General features: G+C 67.3%; 11 protein-coding genes and 2 pseudogenes. 9 read left to right on the top strand and 4 right to left on the bottom strand.

What is annotated here, in order from left to right; all coding sequences use genetic code 11:
• Positions 1-58: 58 nt before the first annotated feature.
• The 3 genes and pseudogenes from Uis4E_RS03440 to Uis4E_RS03430 form a co-directional block, all read right to left on the bottom strand.
• Positions 59-1,496 (bottom strand): annotated as a pseudogene (locus Uis4E_RS03440) (PP2C family protein-serine/threonine phosphatase); the annotation flags it as partial.
• Between the two features lie 7 nt (positions 1,497-1,503).
• Entirely contained in the window at positions 1,504-2,091 is a 588-nt protein-coding gene (locus Uis4E_RS03435) for an FHA domain-containing protein FhaB/FipA (RefSeq protein ID WP_101621858.1), read from the bottom strand.
• Positions 2,092-2,146: 55 nt separating this feature from the next.
• Complete coding sequence (locus tag Uis4E_RS03430) at positions 2,147-2,848, bottom strand: FhaA domain-containing protein (protein WP_034529472.1); 702 nt, start codon at positions 2,846-2,848, stop codon at positions 2,147-2,149.
• A gap of 691 nt (positions 2,849-3,539) precedes the next feature.
• Here Uis4E_RS03430 and Uis4E_RS12160 point away from each other — a divergent pair.
• The 6 genes from Uis4E_RS12160 (at position 3,540) to Uis4E_RS03385 (ending at position 13,423) form a co-directional block, all read left to right on the top strand.
• Entirely contained in the window at positions 3,540-6,875 is a 3,336-nt protein-coding gene (locus Uis4E_RS12160; RefSeq protein ID WP_243394306.1) for a S9 family peptidase, read from the top strand.
• A 21-nt stretch (positions 6,876-6,896) separates the two neighbouring features.
• Positions 6,897-7,994, top strand: coding sequence for an alpha/beta fold hydrolase (locus Uis4E_RS03405; RefSeq protein WP_101621857.1), 1,098 nt, complete (start codon positions 6,897-6,899; stop codon positions 7,992-7,994).
• A gap of 107 nt (positions 7,995-8,101) precedes the next feature.
• Positions 8,102-9,838, top strand: a complete 1,737-nt coding sequence (locus Uis4E_RS03400) for a substrate-binding domain-containing protein (protein ID WP_243394305.1) — start codon at positions 8,102-8,104, stop codon at positions 9,836-9,838.
• Positions 9,838-10,839, top strand: coding sequence for a hypothetical protein (locus Uis4E_RS12155; RefSeq protein WP_243394304.1), 1,002 nt, complete (start codon positions 9,838-9,840; stop codon positions 10,837-10,839). The genes Uis4E_RS03400 and Uis4E_RS12155 overlap by 1 nt, the downstream gene beginning before the upstream one ends.
• Positions 10,836-11,945 carry a substrate-binding domain-containing protein gene (locus Uis4E_RS03390; protein WP_101621856.1) on the top strand — a complete coding sequence of 370 codons (1,110 nt, stop codon included), beginning with the start codon at positions 10,836-10,838 and terminating at the stop codon, positions 11,943-11,945. The genes Uis4E_RS12155 and Uis4E_RS03390 overlap by 4 nt, the downstream gene beginning before the upstream one ends.
• Before the next feature lie 287 nt (positions 11,946-12,232).
• Complete coding sequence (locus Uis4E_RS03385; protein ID WP_243394303.1) at positions 12,233-13,423, top strand: toxic anion resistance protein; 1,191 nt, start codon at positions 12,233-12,235, stop codon at positions 13,421-13,423.
• A gap of 72 nt (positions 13,424-13,495) precedes the next feature.
• On the opposite strand, the gene Uis4E_RS03380 is transcribed toward Uis4E_RS03385, so the two are convergent.
• Complete coding sequence (locus Uis4E_RS03380) at positions 13,496-13,828, bottom strand: hypothetical protein (RefSeq protein ID WP_243394302.1); 333 nt, start codon at positions 13,826-13,828, stop codon at positions 13,496-13,498.
• 51 nt (positions 13,829-13,879) lie between these two features.
• On the opposite strand from Uis4E_RS03380, the gene Uis4E_RS03375 reads away from it, so the two are divergent.
• The 3 genes and pseudogenes from Uis4E_RS03375 to Uis4E_RS03365 all read left to right on the top strand — a co-directional run bounded on the left by Uis4E_RS03375 (position 13,880) and on the right by Uis4E_RS03365 (position 16,553).
• Positions 13,880-14,854: a DMT family transporter gene (locus tag Uis4E_RS03375; protein WP_101621855.1), complete on the top strand. Its 975-nt coding sequence runs from the start codon at positions 13,880-13,882 to the stop codon at positions 14,852-14,854.
• A gap of 120 nt (positions 14,855-14,974) precedes the next feature.
• Positions 14,975-15,235: pseudogene (locus Uis4E_RS03370) on the top strand (acylphosphatase); the annotation flags it as partial.
• A 787-nt stretch (positions 15,236-16,022) separates the two neighbouring features.
• Positions 16,023-16,553: an Hsp20/alpha crystallin family protein gene (locus Uis4E_RS03365; RefSeq protein WP_101621853.1), complete on the top strand. Its 531-nt coding sequence runs from the start codon at positions 16,023-16,025 to the stop codon at positions 16,551-16,553.
• The last annotated feature ends 519 nt before the right edge of the window (positions 16,554-17,072 follow it).

Genomic DNA, 17,072 nt, shown 5'->3' with positions numbered 1-17,072 from the left:
AGCGCGATCACCACGATGACGACGACCACGCGGCGGCGCTTGCGGCGCCCGTGCTCGGTCTTGCGCTGTTCGACCTGCTCCTCGCGGATCGCCTGTTTGACGGCCGGATCGTTCGGATCGGTGGTGACTTCGCCGTCGCTTTTCTTGACGACCGGAATCTCGCCCGTATCCGGGTTCCTGCGTTCGCCCGCCTCCTCGCGCACGATGGACGGCTGCGCGACGCGCTGCGCCTCGTCCTGCGCCTGCGGGGCGTTCGCGGAGGCCGCGTCGTGCGCCTCCTGTGTGAGCGCGGCGGCGCGACGGGCCGGAGAGCCGTCGTCGCGCAGCGCGGGTGCCGTCGCGACAGGTTCGTTGACGATGTCGGCGAGCGGCTCCAGACTCGCGCTCGCCGCGCCGCCGACGAGCGGCGTCTGCTGCGGCAGCGCGAACGCGTGCGCGTCGAGCGCGAGCGTCGCGTCGCCGATCACGGCGGTCACGTTGTCGGTGCTGCCGGCGCGCAACGCCATCGCGACGAGACGCTGGGCGCATTCGGCCGGATCGGACAGTTCCGTCATCGTCTCGCAGATCGTGGAATCCTCGAGCACGCCGCACAGGCCGTCGGAGCACAGCATCCAGCGGTCGGCCGGATGCGCCTTGAGGATCGCGACGTCCGGATGCGGGTCGATGTCGAAATCGCCGAGCACGCGCATCACGACGTTGCGCTGCGGATGGTTCTTCGCCTCGGACGGCGTGATGCGGCCCGTGTCGATGAGATGCTGGACGTAGCTGTGGTCCTGCGTGGCGCGGCTGAGCACGCCGTCGCGCAGCAGGTAGGCGCGGGAGTCGCCGATGTGCGCGAGCACCCACCAGCCGTTGACGAGCGCCACGGCGGTCACGGTGGTGCCCATGCCGGCGAGCTTGCGTTCGCGGCGGGCCTTGCCGACGATCGCGTCGTGCGCGGCCATCACCGAGGTCTCCATCATCGACGCGATGGCGGCGACGTCGTCGGTCACGTCGTCGCGTTCGATGTGCGCGAGCGAGCGGATGGCGATCGTCGAGGCGGTGTCGCCGCCCGCATGGCCGCCCATGCCGTCGCAGATCGCGATGAAATGCTCGCCGGCGAACGAGGAATCCTGGTTGTTCGCGCGCACGGTGCCCACGTCGGAGACGGTGGTCGAGCACAGGAAGAGCTTCTGGTCGGCGGCGTCGGCGGCGGGGCGTTCGGCCGCCGCACGCTCGTCGGCGTCGTTGATCGTGTCGCCGAGGGTGTCGCCGTCGAACAGCTCGTGGCTGGCGGCGGTGCCGTGCAGGACCGAGGCGATCGTGTCGCCGTCATCGTCGTAGTCGTCGTGCGCGGCGGCGGTGTTCACGACGAGCGGCGTCGTGGTCTCGACGTCGCTCGCGTTGACGTGCAGCGCCTGCGTGGCCTGCACGTCCTGGTCGGCTCGCGCGGACGGTTCCGCGGCGGCGTGCTGCGGCAGCGGCGTGGTGGGCGACTGGTCGGCGGATCCTGTCATGGATGCATCACCTCAGCTCGAAGGTAGTGGCGCCGATGCGCACGGGCACACGGGCGGGAAGTACGGTTGGCACGGTCAGACGCTGGTTGTTGACCACGGTTCCGTTCGTGGAGCCGAGATCCTCGATCGCCCACTGGCCGGAACGCGGATCGGCGTACACGCGGGCGTGATGCGAGGAGACGAATTCGTCGTCGAGCACGACCGTGTTCGACGCGGCGCGGCCGAGCGTGATCGCCTCGCCGGTCAACGGCACCGACGAACCCGCCAACGGGCCGTCGATGATGACCAGCAGCGACGGGCCCTGCGACGCCGCGGGACGCTGCTGCTGCGCAGGCGCGGGCGCGGACGTGCGCGGATTGCGGCGCGGCGATTCGCTGGCGGGGGAGGGCGCCACGACGGGAGCGCCGCCCGTCACCGGAACGGCGGGGGCGGCGGCCTTGCGGGCGGCGTGGCGCTCCTTGCGGCGACGCGAACGCGAGGGACGCGGACTGAAGGACTCGATGTCCTTGTGCAAAGAACGCACGGCCAGCCATACGAACACCCACAGCAGGATCAGGAATCCATACTTGAGCAGTGCGAATGTCAGTTCGGTCATGCGGTTTCGACCTTACTTTCTACGGGCCTGCACGGGTTTCACGCCGTGGGGCGCGTCACTCCTGCTCCTGGGAGGAGGCCCAGTAGAGGATGCGCGTGCGGCCGATCGTGATGGTGTTGCCGTCCAGCAGCGTGGCGGCGGGCACCTGATGGCCTTCGACGTACGTGCCGTTCGTGGAGCCGAGATCGCGGGCGATCACGCCGTTCGGAGTGATGTCGATCTCGAGATGCTTGCGGGAGATGCCCGGGTCGTCGATGACGATGTCGCAGCCGGAGCCGCGGCCCAGGATCGTCTTCTCCTTGGTGAGCAGGTACTGGCTGCCGTTGATCTCCAGCAGCGGGCTGTCCTGGTTCTGGTCGTTCGTGGTGACCGGCACCGCGTTGCCCTGCACCGAGGCGGAGGTCAGCTTGAAGCTGCCCTTGCTCAGATCGAGGTCCTCCTCGAAGATCACGACCACCGGGCCGACGAACGCGTAGTGCTGGGTGCGCGCGTAGTTCGTCAGGTTGTCGGCCAGTTCGTCGGCGAGGGTCTCGCTGCCCCACTGCTCGATGCGGTCGAAGTCGGGCGTGCTCAGCTTGAAGCGGTATTCGTTCGGGGCGACCGTGCGGTCGCGGCCCACCGGCATGGCCTCGTTGTCGATCTCGCGCTCAAGTGCGCTGGACAGGTCGACGGGCTGCAGGTCCTTGGAGCCGAACTTCGAGAACACTCCATTCACTGCGCCTTCCACGCTTTTCTCAAAACGGTCGAGAACGCTCATAGTCATCCCTTTCTATCCTTGACTAGTGTACGCATGGGTTGGAACGGGCCATATTTCACGCGTCGATACTTGCAAAAGCAACAAATCACGGCGTGTTCCGGCGCGTGTCCCGCATCGTTTTAGGGCCGGTTCCCCACCCAACGCCCACTTCGCGCGATTTCGGTGCCCGCCCGGTTCCTTCCCGCCCGCCCGGCTCCTTCCCGCCCGGCTCCTTCCCGCCCCCCGCCTTCTTGGTGTGCCCGCCCGGTTCCTTCCCGCCCCCGCTGGCGGGGGCTGTCGGCGCAGCCGACTGGGGGTGGTCGCGCAATCGGACCGGCGGAAACCCCGCCCCCCGCTGGCGGGGGCTGTCGGCGGAGCCGACTGGGGGTGGTTCCGTGAGCGGCAATGGTGTTGCCGTCAACCACCCTCCGGCACTGCGTGCCACCTCCCGCCAGCGGGAGGAAGCAGACGTCCCGCGATTTTGGCCCCCGCTGGTGGGGCTGTCGGCGCAGTCGGACCGGCGGAAACCTCGCCCCCGCTGGCGGGGGCTGTCGGCGTAGCCGACTGGGGGTGGTCGCGCAATCGGACCGGCAGAAACCTCGCCCCCGCCGGCGGGGGCTGTCGGCGGAGCCGACTGGGGGTGGTCTCGTGAGCGGCGACGGGCGTGGTCGGCCGCCGGGGCCTCCACGCGGGTGCGGGTATCGTGGCCCGTATGAGTGTTATCGATGAGTTCCCCCGCGCGAAGGCGCGCACCCTGCGGTTCACCTGCGGGGCCCCGCGATCCGCCACGGTGATCGGCGACGGTTCCGAAGCCCTGTTCCTGCGTTCCGACGGCCCCGAGGACCTCGTGACCGCCCTGTGGCTCAGCTGGTTCGACGCGGACGGCCGCCACCACGAGACGAAGCTCGCCGACCCGCGCGACCTGCTCGGCGCGCACGCGGACAGCGAGGACGTGCCCGCCGAGGAGAAGGCCCGCCGCGAACGCGCCCGCGAAGGCGGCACGGGCATCGTCTCCTATTCGGTGTGCGAGGACGGCGACCGCGTCGTGTTCACCATCAACGGCCGCCTGTACCTCACCGAAATCGACTGGAACGACGAGATGCCGGAAGGCGACGGTGCCGGCGACGATGGGACCGGCGACGAGACCGGCGACGGCGCGGCCCGGAGCCGCGGCCACGTCGCCGCGCCGGACGTCGCCACGCGCGAACTCGCCGGCGCATGGCTCGACGAGGATCCGGCGCTGTACACGCCGGTCCTCAACCCGCGTATCAGCCCGGACGGCGACCACGTGCTGTACACCACCGGCGAACGGCTCATGCTCGTCGACATCGGCGACTGGCCGGACGAGACCGATTCCCGCTCCCGCTGGCGGGAGCTGTCGGCGGAGCCGACTGAGGGTGGTGTCGCGGGTGGTGACGGGGTTGCCGTCAACCACCCTCCGGCACTGCGTGCCACCTCCCGCCAGCGGGAGGAAGTGGAGGAGACCCGCGGTGCCATCTCCCGCCAGCGGGAGGAAGTGGACGAGACCGATTCCCGCTCCCGCTGGCGGGAGCTGTCGGCGGAGCCGACTGAGGGTGGTCACGAGGACGACTACGAGCCGCTCGACGACCGCGTGACCGCGATCTACGGCGTCTCCGTCGAGGACGAGGACGGCAACCCGGCCGAGAACACGTGGCGGATCGGCCTCGCCGAATTCGTCGCCGGCGAGGAGATGGACCGCTACGACGGCTTCTGGTGGGCGCCCGACTCGCATCACGTGCTCTTCGAATCCTTCAACACCGCCGACGAACCCACCTGGTACATCGCCGATCCCGCCGACCCGGAACAGCCGGCCGCCGGCCGCCGCTACCCGCGCGCGCTCACCCGCAACGCCGACGTCTACCTGACCGCGCTCACGCTCGACTTTGACGCGGACGGACGCTACACGGGCATCCTCGCGAACGCCGACGTCGACTGGGACAACGAATCCTACGAATACGTGGCCGCCGTGCGCTGGACGCGCGGCCACGACCCGATCGTGCTCGTCCAGAACCGCCGCCAGACGCGCGACCAGGTGCTCCAGGTCACGGTCGCGCGCCCGACCGCCGACCATCCGTTCGGCTCCACCCACGTGATGGAGGAGCACGCGAACGACCAGTGGATCGACCTCGTCGCCGGCACGCCCGCGCTCACGCCCGACGGGCGTCTCGTCAGCGCGTGGAACGACATGGCCGGCGACACGAACCGGCTCACCGTCGACGGCCACGCGTTCACGCCGCTCGGCTGGAACGTGCGCACCGTGCTCGACGTGACCGACGACGACGTGCTCGCCGTCGTCCAGCGCGACGCCCGCAGCTTCGACGTGGTGAGTCTCGGCTACGACGGCTCGACGACGCCGGTCACGACCACGCCCGGCGTATGGACCGCGTCGCGCGCCGGCCGCGGCATCGTCGTCTCCGGCCGTTCCATGGCCGTTCCCGGCGTCACGATGGAACACTCGCTGGCCGCCGCGCTCGACGCGAACGACGGTTCCCGCTCCCGCTGGCGGGAGCTGTCGGCGGAGCCGACTGAGGGTGGTGTCGTGGGTGGTGACGGGGTTGCCGTCAACCACCCTCCGGCACTGCGTGCCACCTCCCGCCAGCGGGAGGAAGTGGAGGAGACCCGTGATGCCGTCTTCCGCCAGCGGGAGGAAGTGGAGGAGACCCGTGATGCCGTCTTCCGCCAGCGGGAGGACGTGGATGAGACCGAATCTCGCTCCCGCTGGCGGGAGCTGTCGGCGGAGCCGACTGAGGGTGGTGTCGTTGGTGGTGATGGGGTTGCCGTCGACCACCCTCCGGCACTGCGTGCCACCTCCCGCCAGCGGGAGGAAGTGGAGGTGTCCCGCGGTGCCGCCTCCTGCCAGCGGGAGGCAGTGGAGGTGTCCCGCGATGCCGTCTTCCGCCAGCGGGAGGGGGATGCTGCCGGGGTCACCTCCGCCTTCCTCGCCGCGACGATCGCGAACCACGCGGCGGCACCCGGCTTCACGCCGAACGTGACGTTCACGCGGCTCGGCGAGCATCGCCTGTACACGGCGATAGTCGCGCCGAGCGCGAACAGCCCATACGCGCACGCCGAGAAGCTGCCCGTGCTGATGAAACCGTACGGCGGCCCCGGATTCCAGCAGGTCGTCGCCGCGCAGTCCTATTACTGGGACGCGCAATGGTGGGCCGATCAGGGCTTCCTCGTCGTCACCGCGGACGGCCGCGGCACCACCGGCCGCGGGCCTCGCTGGGACCGCGAGATTTTCGAGAACATGAAGGACGTGACCCTCGCCGATCAGGTCGAAGCCGTCCGCGCCCTACCCGACGCCGTCGCCGCGCTCAACGCGGACGGCGAGTCCCGCTCCCGCCGGCGGGAGCTGTCGGCGGAGCCGACTGAGGGTGGTGTCGTGGGTGGTGATGGGGTTGCCGTCGACCACCCTCCGGCACTGCGTGCCACCTCCCGCCAGCGGGAGGAAGTGGAGGAGACCCGCGGTGCCGTCTTCCGCCAGCGGGAGGAAGTGGAGGAGACCCGCGGTGCCGTCTTCCGCCAGCGGGAGGAAGTGGAGGTGTCCCGTGATGCCGTCTTCCGCCAGCGGGAGGGAATGGGTGGTGCGCCGATTCCTGCGCCGGACCTCGATAGGGTCGCGATGATCGGATGGTCGTACGGCGGATTCCTCTCCGCGCTCGCCGTGCTCGACGCGCCCGACGTGTTCGCCGCCGCGTGCGCCGGCGCGCCGCCCACCGACTGGACGCTCTACGACACCCACTACACCGAGCGCTACCTCGGCCTCGACCCGGCGGTCTACGAACGCAACTCGATCGTCGCGGACGCGCCGAAACTCTCGCGCCCGCTCATGATCATCCACGGGTTCGCCGACGACAACGTGACCATCGCGCACAGTCTGCGCCTCTCCCAGGCGCTGATGGCCGCCGGCCGCCCGCACACGTTCCTCCCGCTCACCGGCATCACCCACATGACCAACGACGAGACCGTCGCCGAGAACCTGCTCACCCTGCAACGCGACTTCCTCAAGAACGCGCTCGCGTAGGTCCGCAGAGGTTCGCGTAGGATGGGCGGCATGACGCAGCTGAACATGATCGACGAACGCCGATACGCCGAGACGATGCGCGGCACCGTGATCCCCGCGTTGGAGGCGTGCCGCGACGAAGGCTGGTTCGACCCGTCGGCCGCCGAGCGCGCCGCCGGGCTCGAACCGCTGCCCGGCAACATGGACACCGGCGGCCGCTCCGGCCAGCTGCACTACCTGTGCTACGACGCGGCCAAGTTCGACGCGCAGCGCGAAGCCGGCGCCACCGCCGCCTTCCGCGGCGCGATCGTCATCAGCCACGGGTTCACCGAGTTCGCCGAGAAATACGACGAACTCGTCTGGTACTTCCTGCTCGCCGGCTACTCGGTGTGCGTGCTCGACCATCGCGGGCACGGCAAGTCCGCGCGCGACGTCGACAATCCGTGCCTCGTCTGGATCGACGACTGGCGGCGGTACGTCGCCGACCTCGCCGGATTCGCCGAGACGATCGGACAGTCGTATGCGGACGGACGCCCGCTCAACCTGTTCTGCCATTCGATGGGCGGCGGCATCGGCGCGGCCGTGCTGGAACGCTACCCGTCGCTGTTCGACCGGGCCGTGCTGTCCGCGCCGATGATCGCGCCGCAGACCGGCATGCCGATGTGGCTGACGCGCGCCCTCGTCGGCACGCTGTGCGCGTGCGGATTGGGACGCCACCGCGTGTTCGGGCAGAAGGATTTCGACGGCGTGCTCGACCTGGGGCCTTACCAGCTGTCGAGCGAACCGCGCGAACGCTGGTACCATGAGCTGCGCTGCGACAATCCCGAATACCAGACGTACTGCGCCTCGTTCGAATGGGTGCGGCAGGCGATGCACATGAACCGCGCCGTGCTCGCGCCGGCCGCCTGCGCCGAGATCGAGACGCCGATCCTGCTGTTCCAATGCGGGCACGACATCTGGGTGCGCAACCAGCCGCAGACCGAGTTCGTGCGCCGCGTCAAGGACGGTTCCGGCCAGGCGACGCTCGTGCACCTGCCCGATTCGGAGCACGAGGTGTTCTCGATGCCGAACACGGTCTACGGGCCGTACCTGGAGCGCATCCTCGCCTTCTACGGCGACAAGGTTCTCGCCGAGGACTAGCGGACGCGCTGCAACCTACGTAGGCGGGTGTAGTTTTTCATCCATTGTTCACCTTGATGTCGCTTGGCGGTCCCGGTGACGAAAGAACCGCGTTCGACAATGGAACCATGGATAAGAAAGTTGGGTTTCGCCGTCGAATCGCCGCAGCGGCGGCAGTGATCTGCGCCGCCGCCATGATGCTCACCGGATGCGCGTCGGGCGGCAACGGGTCGAACGGGTCCGGCAACGGTTCGGGGAACGGGTCCGCCCCCGCCGGCGCCTCGTCGACGAGCAACGGCGGCACCACGCAGACGTTCAAGCCCGGCTCCGGATCGGCGGGCGACATCCGCATCGCCTCCGGCTCCGAGAACAAGGAGGTGGCCGACGCGATCCAGAAGGCCGCCGACGAGTCCGGCGTGACCGTGACCGTCGACTACATGGGGTCGCTCGACATCATGAACGTGCTCGAATCCGGAGCCGCCGAATACGATGCCGTCTGGCCCGCCTCCTCGATGTGGATCTCGATGGGCGACACCAAGCATCTCGTCAAGGACGCGCAGAGCACGTCCACCACGCCGATCGTGTTCGGCATCGCGAAGAAGAAGGCCGAACAGCTCGGCTGGGCGGACTCCTCCGGCAAGACGAAGGCCGTCTCCACCGCCGACGTGCTCGCCAAGGTGCAGAGCGGCGACCTCAAGTTCTCGATGACCTCCGCCACGCAGTCCAATTCGGGCGCCTCCGCGTACCTCGCGTTCATGACCGCGCTGCGCGGCGGCACCGGCCCGATCACCGACTCCGACCTCGCCGACAGCTCGCTCACCTCGTCGGTCGCGCAGCTGCTCAAGGGCGTCGACCGCTCCTCCGGCTCCTCCGACTGGCTGAAGGACATGGTCGTCGCCAGCCCCGACCGGTTCGACTCGATGGTCAACTACGAGTCGCTCGTCATCCAGGCCGACAAGACGCTCACCAAGAACGGCCATGATCCGCTGCTCACCATCTACCCGTCCGATGGCATCGCGGTGTCCGATTCGCCACTCGGCTACGTGGACCGCGGCCAGGGCTCTGGCAAGCGCAAGGCGTACGACGCGTTCGCGAAGGCGCTGCGCTCCAAGGACTCCAAGCTCGAATTCGAACGCGCCGGCCGCCGCACCGGCCTCGGCGGCGCCCTCACCTACGCCTCCGATGGCCAGGTCAAGCAGTCGTTCCGCGCCGAATGGGGCATCAACACGGACGCGAGCACGCTCAAGGCGATCCCGCTGCCCACCGCGAAGACCATCACCAAGGCGCTCGACGTGTACCAGACCGCGCTGCGCAAGCCCAGCTGGACCGTGTGGGTCGTCGACTACTCCGGCTCGATGAGCGGCGACGGCAAGAACGGCGTCGTCAAGGGCCTGACAGCGGCGCTCGACCCGACCGAATCCGCGAAGGCGCACATCCAGCCCGCCGGCAACGACGTCAACATCCTCATCCCGTTCGAAAGCGCCCCGCACGATCCGGTCCGCGCCGACGGCGCCAACACCGGCGACCTGCTCAACACGGCCAACGTGACCGCTGCCGACGGCGGCACCGATATCTACGCGGGCCTCGAAGCCGCGTACCAGCAGTTGCCGGGCGCCGGCCAGAAGAACGACTACACGACCGCGATCGTGCTGATGACCGACGGCCGTTCCGAGGTCAGCAACCGTGACGCCGCGCTCGCCCAATACAAGGACTCCAAGCTCGACGTGCCGATCTTCTCGATCATGTTCGGCGACGCCGACTCCGCGCAGCTCGACCCGATCGCGAAGATGTCGAACGCGAAGGTGTTCGACGGCCGCACCGGCGACCTCGCCGACGTGTTCCGCACCGTCAAGGGATTCAACTGATGCTCCAGATCATCTGCGGAATCATCGCCGGCGGCGTGCTCGCCGCGCTCGGCTTCGCCGTCTCCGGCGGCGGCTTCGTCGGACTCATCGTCTCGCTCCTGCTCGCCGCGCTCGGCTACGTCGCCGGATCGACGCTCACCGAGCCGGAGAGGCGCATCGGACACATGCTTGCCAGTGCGCTGCCCAACGGGCAGAAGGCCGCCGACGCGATCGACGCCGCCAACTCGCGCCTCAACGCGATCGCCATGCTCACGCGGCAGGTGAACGACCCGCAGGTGAAGGCGGAGGCGGACGATTTCGTCGCCGCGACGCGCAGCCTCGTCGACTACGTCGCCAAGGACACGTCAGCGTATCAGATTCTGCGCCACTACATCACCGTGTACGGCGAACAGACGCAGAAACTGCTGCGCTCCTACGTGGACGTCGAATCGTCCGGCGCGCGGGACCAGATCGACAAGGCGAGGGGCGAGACCATCGAGGCGTTGCAGGTGCTGGAACGCACCGCCGCCGGCGAACTGAGCCGCGCCGTCAGCTCGAAGACGCTCGGCATCGCCGCCGACTCCGACGCGATTCAACGCCTCGCCAGCATGGACGGCTACCAGACCGCGGCCCCTTCCGGGCCGGGGACCACCCTCAGTCGGCCTGCGGCCGACAGCTCCCGCCAGCGGGAGCGGGATGGTGAGGCCCTCTCCTCCGCCCCGGTTCGGCGGGAGCGGGATGATGTGGCCCCCTTCTCCGCCCCGGTTCGGCGGGAGCGGGATGATGTGGCCCCCTTCTCCGCCCCGGTTCGGCGGGAGCGGGATGGTGCGGTTTCCTTCCCCACCCCGGTTCGGCGGGAGCGGGATGATGAGGCCCTCTCCTCCGCCCCGGTTCGGCGGGAGCGGGATGGTGCGGTTTCCTTCCCCACCCCCGCTGGCGGGGGTCGGCAGGCTCCGCATGCCGGGGGGTGGTCCGGCGAGTCATCAGAGCAGCCAGAGCAGAAAGTCGAATCACAACAATGAAACTGTCGAAATCGAAGATCATCGGACTGGTGGCGCTGCTCGCCATCGTCGCCATCATCGGCGGCACGCTCGTCTGGCGGCAGGCGCAACCCAAGCCGGCCGCGCCCGTCGAAACGGTGAAGGTGAATGGCTACCTCGGCGGCGAGAAGATCGGACTGTTCGACGATCCGGACTTCCAGAAGGCCGCCGCCGCGCAGGGTCTCAGCATCGACTACCGCAAGGCCGGCAGCCTCGCGATGATGACCTCGGACACGAAGGGCATGGACTACCTGTTCCCCTCCTCCCGCGCCGCCGTCGAATACGGCGCCGACAAGGGCGTGAAGGCCACGCAGAGCGACATCGTGTTCAACTCGCCGATCGTGCTGTACACGCACAAGGCCGTCGCCGACGGACTCGTCTCCGGCGGATTGATGAGCAAAAGCAAGGACGGCGTCTACTCGATGGACATGGCCAAGGCCGTCGACGCGATGACGCACGACAAGACGTGGGCGGACGTCGGCTACCAGGCCGGCTACGGGCAGTTCCGCATCGACTCCACCGACCCGGTCCAGTCGAACTCCGGCAACGAGTACGCGGCGCTCATCGCCAACGTGCTCAACGGCGGACAGCCCGCCACCACCGACTCGCTCGCCCGCGACAAGGAGACCATCAAGTCGATCTTCGCGAAATCCGGATGGATGGAGACCTCGTCCGAGGACTCGTTCAACCAGTTCCTCACGCTCGGCGTCGGCTCCAAGCCGATGATGGTCGGCTACGAGTCGCAGATCCTCGACCTCGCCGCCAACCAGCCGGACGCGTTCAAGCAGATCAAGGACGACGTGGTCATCGTCTACCCGACGCCCACCGTGTGGAGCACGCACACGCTGATGGCGCTCGACAAGAAGGGGGAGAAGCTGCTCACCGTGCTCAAATCGCCCGCGATTCAGAAGCTCGCTTGGGAGCAGCACGGGTTCCGCGCCGCCAACTTCACCGGCACCGACTCGATCAAACGCTTCAAGGTGAACGGCACGCTCGACCAGATCCCCGCCGTCTCCGAACTGCCCCGCAACAACGCCATGCAGGAACTCATCGAAGCCCTCAAAGGAGTGACGCCGCAGCCGCAGTGACGTTGCACCGGACTCGCCTCCGGCGAGGCAATTTCCCCATTCCCGCGAAGCGGATGGGGGAGAGATCCGCTCCCGCTGGCGGGAGCTGTCAGCCGCAGGCTGACTGAGGGTGGTTCCCGCCAGCAGCTCACCCACCCAACAGACCACCCCCAGTCGACTACCGTCAACAGCTCACTCACCCAACAGACCACCCCAGTCGACTACCGTCGACAGCCCCCGCCAGCGGGAGCGGAATCGCGATAGCCGCCAACAGGAACGGAACTTGCACCGAAAGGAACACAATCATCATGGCAAAACAGATCTCACTCGCCGACCTCTCCGGCGGCAACACGGTCACGAATCCCGCGCTCGCCGGACTGAACGGCCCGGGCGACGCCGCCGCGAACGGCGAACTCGTCCCCACCGCCGCGCAGGCCGTCGCCGACGCGCGACAGCTCACCCCCGACCAGCAGATCGCGAAACTGCCGCCCGCCGACCAGCAGGCCGTCGTGCAGCTGGCCGACCAGATCGACTTCACGCGCACCGGCATCGAATCCAGCTACGGCAAGGACGCACAGCGCGCCACCAGCACGTTCGCCGACGAGATCCTCTCCGAAACCCGTTCGAAGGACACGGGCGAGGCGGGCGAACTGCTCAGCACGATGCTCGTCACCATCGACGAGGCCGAACTCGGCGGATTCCGCAAGATCCCGATCATCGGCCAGGTCGCCGTCTCCATCGACAAGCTGCGCCGCCGCTACCAGAAGGTCGACTCGCAGATCGACGAGATCATCACCAAGCTGGAGGCCGCGCAGGCGCGCCTCGTCGCCGACATCTCCATGTACAACACGATGTACGAGCAGAACGCGCAGCAGTACCGCGAACTCAAGATCACCGTGCTCGCCGGCAAGAAGGCACTCGCCGACTTCCGTGCCACGCAGCTGCCCGCGCTCGAGGCGGAGGCGGCGAAGAGCGGCGACCCGATGCAGGCGCAGCTGCTCAAGGATTTCAAGTCGAAGCTCGACCGCTTCGAGAAGCGCCTCGACGACCTCGACCGCATCTCCGTCGTCACGCTGCAGACCGCGCCGCAGATCAAGATCATCCAGAACGCGGACCAGACCATCGTCGACAAGATCGACACGACCATCTCTACGACGATCCCGGTATGGAAGTCGCAGATGGTGATCGCGCTCGGCCTGTCCAACCAGCGCAAGGCGCTCGACCTGCAGAACAAGGCCGACGACGTGACCAACAAGCTGTTGCAGCGCAACGCGGCCGCCCTGCACAAGGGCGCGGTGGACGCGGAGAAGGCGAACCAGCGGTCCGTGGTGGAGATCGAGACGTTGGAGAAGATCAACTCCGAGCTCATCGCCACGCTGAAGGAGACCGTGCAGATCCAGCGTCAGGGCAAGGCGAACCGTGAGGCCGCCCAGGTCAAGATGCGTCAGATCGAATCCGACCTCAAGACCGCCCTCCTCGAAAACGCCCAAGCCATGTGATTCGTCATCGGCCCCCGCCGGCGGGAGCTGTCGGCGAAGCCGACTGGGGGAGAGACCGCGCGTTTGCGGCCCCTACTTCCGCTTCCCCGTGAACGGTTCGAGCAGCGTGTTCGGATTCGAAACGCCGAGCATGCTGCGCCCGCCCGTCTTCTCCGGGTGACGTGCGACGATCGCCATCGAGATCGCGCCCGGCACCATGATGATCGCGAAGATCGCCGCGAGTCCCCAATGTACGAAGAATCCCAATGCGAGGAACACGACGATCAGACCGATCACGGTCGCGACGATGGTGACGGTGCGCGTCTTCGTGCTCACCGGCTTGAGGCCGTCCGCGGTGTCGTTCCCGTTCTCTTCGGGCCGCGGCTTGCCCTGGGGCTGCTTCCTGGATTCGTGTGCTTCGCTCATACGCCCCAGCATAGTGCCGATTCCAGCGCCATAAGTGCCATACTGGTAGCCATGAGTGAAGAGCAAGGCGCCTCACGCGGGCAATCCGTGAACGGGGAACCATCGCGCAGGGAATCCGGGAAGACGCGTACCCCCACGTTCGAACGCACGCCGCGCGACATTCTGATCGGCGCCGGGCTCGTCCTGCTCGGCGGCCTCCTGTGGGGTTGCAACGCCACTGTGTCGAAGGTGCTGATGGGCCCGTATCATGTCGATCCGCTGTGGCTTGCCTGCATGCGCGAACTGTTCGCCGGAGTCCTGTTCCTCGCCGCGGCCGGCATCCGCACGCCGCGACTCGTCGCCGGCGCGGTCCGCGACCGCAAGTCGTATCCGTCGTTCTTCGTGTGCGCGCTCGTATGCGTGCTCGCCGTGCAGGTCGCCTACCTCTCCTCGATCAACTGGACGAACGCCGGAACCGCCACCGTCTTGCAGTCGCTGAACCTGCTGTTCGTGCTGCTGTTCGTCTGCATCCGCGGACGGCGGTTGCCGGGATTGCGTGAAAGCGTGGGCGTCGCGCTCGCGTTCGCAGGCACCGTGCTCATCGCCACCGGCGGTGACCTCGCCACGTTGAAACTGCCGGCCATGGGACTCGTGTGGGGGCTCGTCAACGCGGCGGCGACCGGCGCGATGTCGATCCTGCCGATGCGGCTCGTGCAACGATGGGGCAACATGGTGGTCAACGGCGTGATGTTCATCATCTCGGGACTGGTGCTGCTGCCGATCGTGCGGCCGTGGGCCGGATCGCCCTCGTTCGACGGGCTCGGCTGGGCGCTGATGGCGTTCACCGTGGTGTTGGGCACGTTCGGGGCGTTCGGCCTGTTCCTCGCGGGCGTGGTGCGGGTCGGTGCGATGCGCGCCACGATGCTCGGCACGGTCGAGCCGGTCGCCGCCACCGTCTCCTCGGTGCTGTTCCTCGGGGCCGTGTTCACGCCCACCGATCTGGTGGGATTCGTGCTGATCCTCGCCATGGTGTTCCTGGTGCGGTGACGGGCGCGCGCCCGGGCCCTTCCGCTCCTTCGCGGTTGCTCCCAGTCCCCGCCCTCTTTTCCTTCCCGTTCCTTTCCTTGCGAAGGGGACGCCGGACTTATCGAACGATTGGAATGATTCATGATGAGTGATGAGATCATCCGTGTGCATGCCGTGGTGACGGGCATGGTGCAGGGCGTGGGATTCCGCTACTTCGTGGTGATGCGCGTGCGTGCGATCGGCGGGCTTTCCGGATGGGTGCGCAACCGGTATGACGGCTCGGTGGAGGTCGAGGCGCAGGGTCCGCGGGGCTCTGTCGCGCAGTTGATCAGCGCGTTGAAGACCGGCCCCCGCTGGTCGCAGGTCGAGCATGTGGAAGTGCGCGAGATCCCGACGGAAGACGGTGACGGGATGCGTGCGGGTGCCGGTTCCCGGAGAGGCTCCCGTACTGGAGGCGGTCCGCGTCGCGCGGCGGAACGGGCCGATTCCTTCCGTGTCTATCCCGATGCCTGATCGGCGTTGATTACTCGGGGTACTCTGCTCCGTTGCCTTTTGGGCTGCGGTATACCTGGTGGTCGTACGGACCGGCTCTCTGGCGAACGTGTATGGTTTGCGTGGTGTTGTGCATGGTTTTCGACCGGTCGTGTATGGTCTTGGGGCGAACGTGCATGATTTCGGACCGAATGTGCAGTCCATCTGAGCGAACCTGTGGGGTGGAGGCGTGAAGAGTCGCTTTTTTGCTCTGTCGACCGGTAGGACGATTGGCGGAATTCCGGGCTTTTGCGCAGGCGCTTGTGTCTGTGCCGCGGCGTTCTTCAGCACCACACCGTACACGTTGCCGTCAGTTTTCTGCACATTGCCCCGGAACCCATACAGGTTGTTCCGAAAACCATGCAGGTTGTTCCGAAAACCATGCAGGTTGCGTTCTGAACCATACACATTGCCCCGCGAACTATACACGTTTGCGGATCGCGGGTATATTTGCCGATTCCCGCGCATGTTCACTGTGGGTAAAACCGTGGAATGATTCGCCGTCCCGGGAATTGAGTGAAGTGAAAGGCGAAGGTGAGAGCCCCGGAAGGGGTTCCGGAACCGGCCACGATATCCGTTCGGGTTCGCCGCCTATGGCAGGGCGGCGGACGGGATGGTAGCCAAGCCGCGTTCTCTCCTTGTTGAAGGAGTACCGATTATGGCGATGTTTCCGGCTTTGATGAATGACACGATGTTCTCCGATCTGTTCGATGACCCGTTCTTCGAGGGTTGGCGCAACATGGACAACCAGATGGGCTCCATGATGCCGGCGAACACGATGGCGAACATGATGACCACGGATGTGCGTGAGACCGACAAGGGCTACGACGTGGACATCGATATGCCTGGCTTCAAGAAGGACGACATCAAGCTCGAGCTGAACAACGGCTATCTGACCGTGTCCGCCTCGCGTTCCAGCGAGCATGAGGACAAGGCTCCGGAGTCCGCGAACGGCTCCGACGCTGAGGGCAAGGGCGAGCAGTGCGCCTGCGGTTCGGACGAGTCCGGTCGTTGGCTGCGTCGCGAACGCTACATGGGTTCCTGCTCTCGTAGCTTCTACGTGGGCGACGAGGTGAAGGAGTCCGACATCCACGCCAGCTACAACAACGGCACGCTGTGCATCCAGGTTCCGAAGATGCAGGCCCAGCCGCAGGTCGAGTCCAAGCACCAGATCGCGATTGAGGGCTGACGCGTTAAGCGGACACCCCGGTGGGGTGTCCGTAGCGTCAGCCTGAGTGAGGCGGAAGCCGAGCGAGGGCAGGTTTGGGTCCGGCCGTAGGCCGGTCCGTAATTGCTGGGCCGGAGGAGACGCCGTTAAGCGGACACCCCGGTGGGGTGTCCGTAGCGTCAGCCTGAGTGAGGCGGAAGCCGAGCGAGGGCAGGTTTGGGTCCGGCCGTAGGCCGGTCCGCAATTGCAGGACTGGCGCGTTGCCGAAGGTACGCCAATCGGCTGTGTGTTGCGCCGTCCGTCCCATACGTCCCCCTTCCTTGGGATTGAGTAGACGGGCGACGCGGAAACAATGCCAGCTAACTGAAGAGGCCGGCGCATCGAGATTATCTCCGATGCGCCGGCCTCTTTCGTTTTCAGGTTGAACCACCCTCAGTCAGACTTCGTCTGACAGCTCCCGCCAGCGGGAGCGGAGGTGGGGGGTCTGCGGAGCGCCAGCGGGAGCGAAGGTGGGGAGTCTGCGGAGCGCCAGCGGGAGCG

Source organism: Bifidobacterium parmae, from assembly GCF_002860365.1.
GTDB lineage: Bacteria > Actinomycetota > Actinomycetes > Actinomycetales > Bifidobacteriaceae > Bifidobacterium > Bifidobacterium parmae.
This window is presented reverse-complemented; position numbering and strand designations above follow the sequence as displayed.

Excerpts from the sequence above, each read along its gene's own strand:
- Uis4E_RS03385 (WP_243394303.1), top strand. The coding sequence starts at position 12,233 with ATGGCAAAACAGATCTCACTCGCCGACCTCTCCGGCGGCAACACGGTC.
- Uis4E_RS03365 (WP_101621853.1), top strand. The coding sequence starts at position 16,023 with ATGGCGATGTTTCCGGCTTTGATGAATGACACGATGTTCTCCGATCTG.
- Uis4E_RS03405 (WP_101621857.1), top strand. The coding sequence starts at position 6,897 with ATGGGCGGCATGACGCAGCTGAACATGATCGACGAACGCCGATACGCC.
- Uis4E_RS03435 (WP_101621858.1), bottom strand. The coding sequence starts at position 2,091 with ATGACCGAACTGACATTCGCACTGCTCAAGTATGGATTCCTGATCCTG.
- Uis4E_RS03430 (WP_034529472.1), bottom strand. The coding sequence starts at position 2,848 with ATGAGCGTTCTCGACCGTTTTGAGAAAAGCGTGGAAGGCGCAGTGAAT.
- Uis4E_RS03390 (WP_101621856.1), top strand. The coding sequence starts at position 10,836 with ATGAAACTGTCGAAATCGAAGATCATCGGACTGGTGGCGCTGCTCGCC.
- Uis4E_RS12155 (WP_243394304.1), top strand. The coding sequence starts at position 9,838 with ATGCTCCAGATCATCTGCGGAATCATCGCCGGCGGCGTGCTCGCCGCG.
- Uis4E_RS03375 (WP_101621855.1), top strand. The coding sequence starts at position 13,880 with ATGAGTGAAGAGCAAGGCGCCTCACGCGGGCAATCCGTGAACGGGGAA.
- Uis4E_RS03400 (WP_243394305.1), top strand. The coding sequence starts at position 8,102 with ATGGATAAGAAAGTTGGGTTTCGCCGTCGAATCGCCGCAGCGGCGGCA.
- Uis4E_RS12160 (WP_243394306.1), top strand. The coding sequence starts at position 3,540 with ATGAGTGTTATCGATGAGTTCCCCCGCGCGAAGGCGCGCACCCTGCGG.
- Uis4E_RS03380 (WP_243394302.1), bottom strand. The coding sequence starts at position 13,828 with ATGAGCGAAGCACACGAATCCAGGAAGCAGCCCCAGGGCAAGCCGCGG.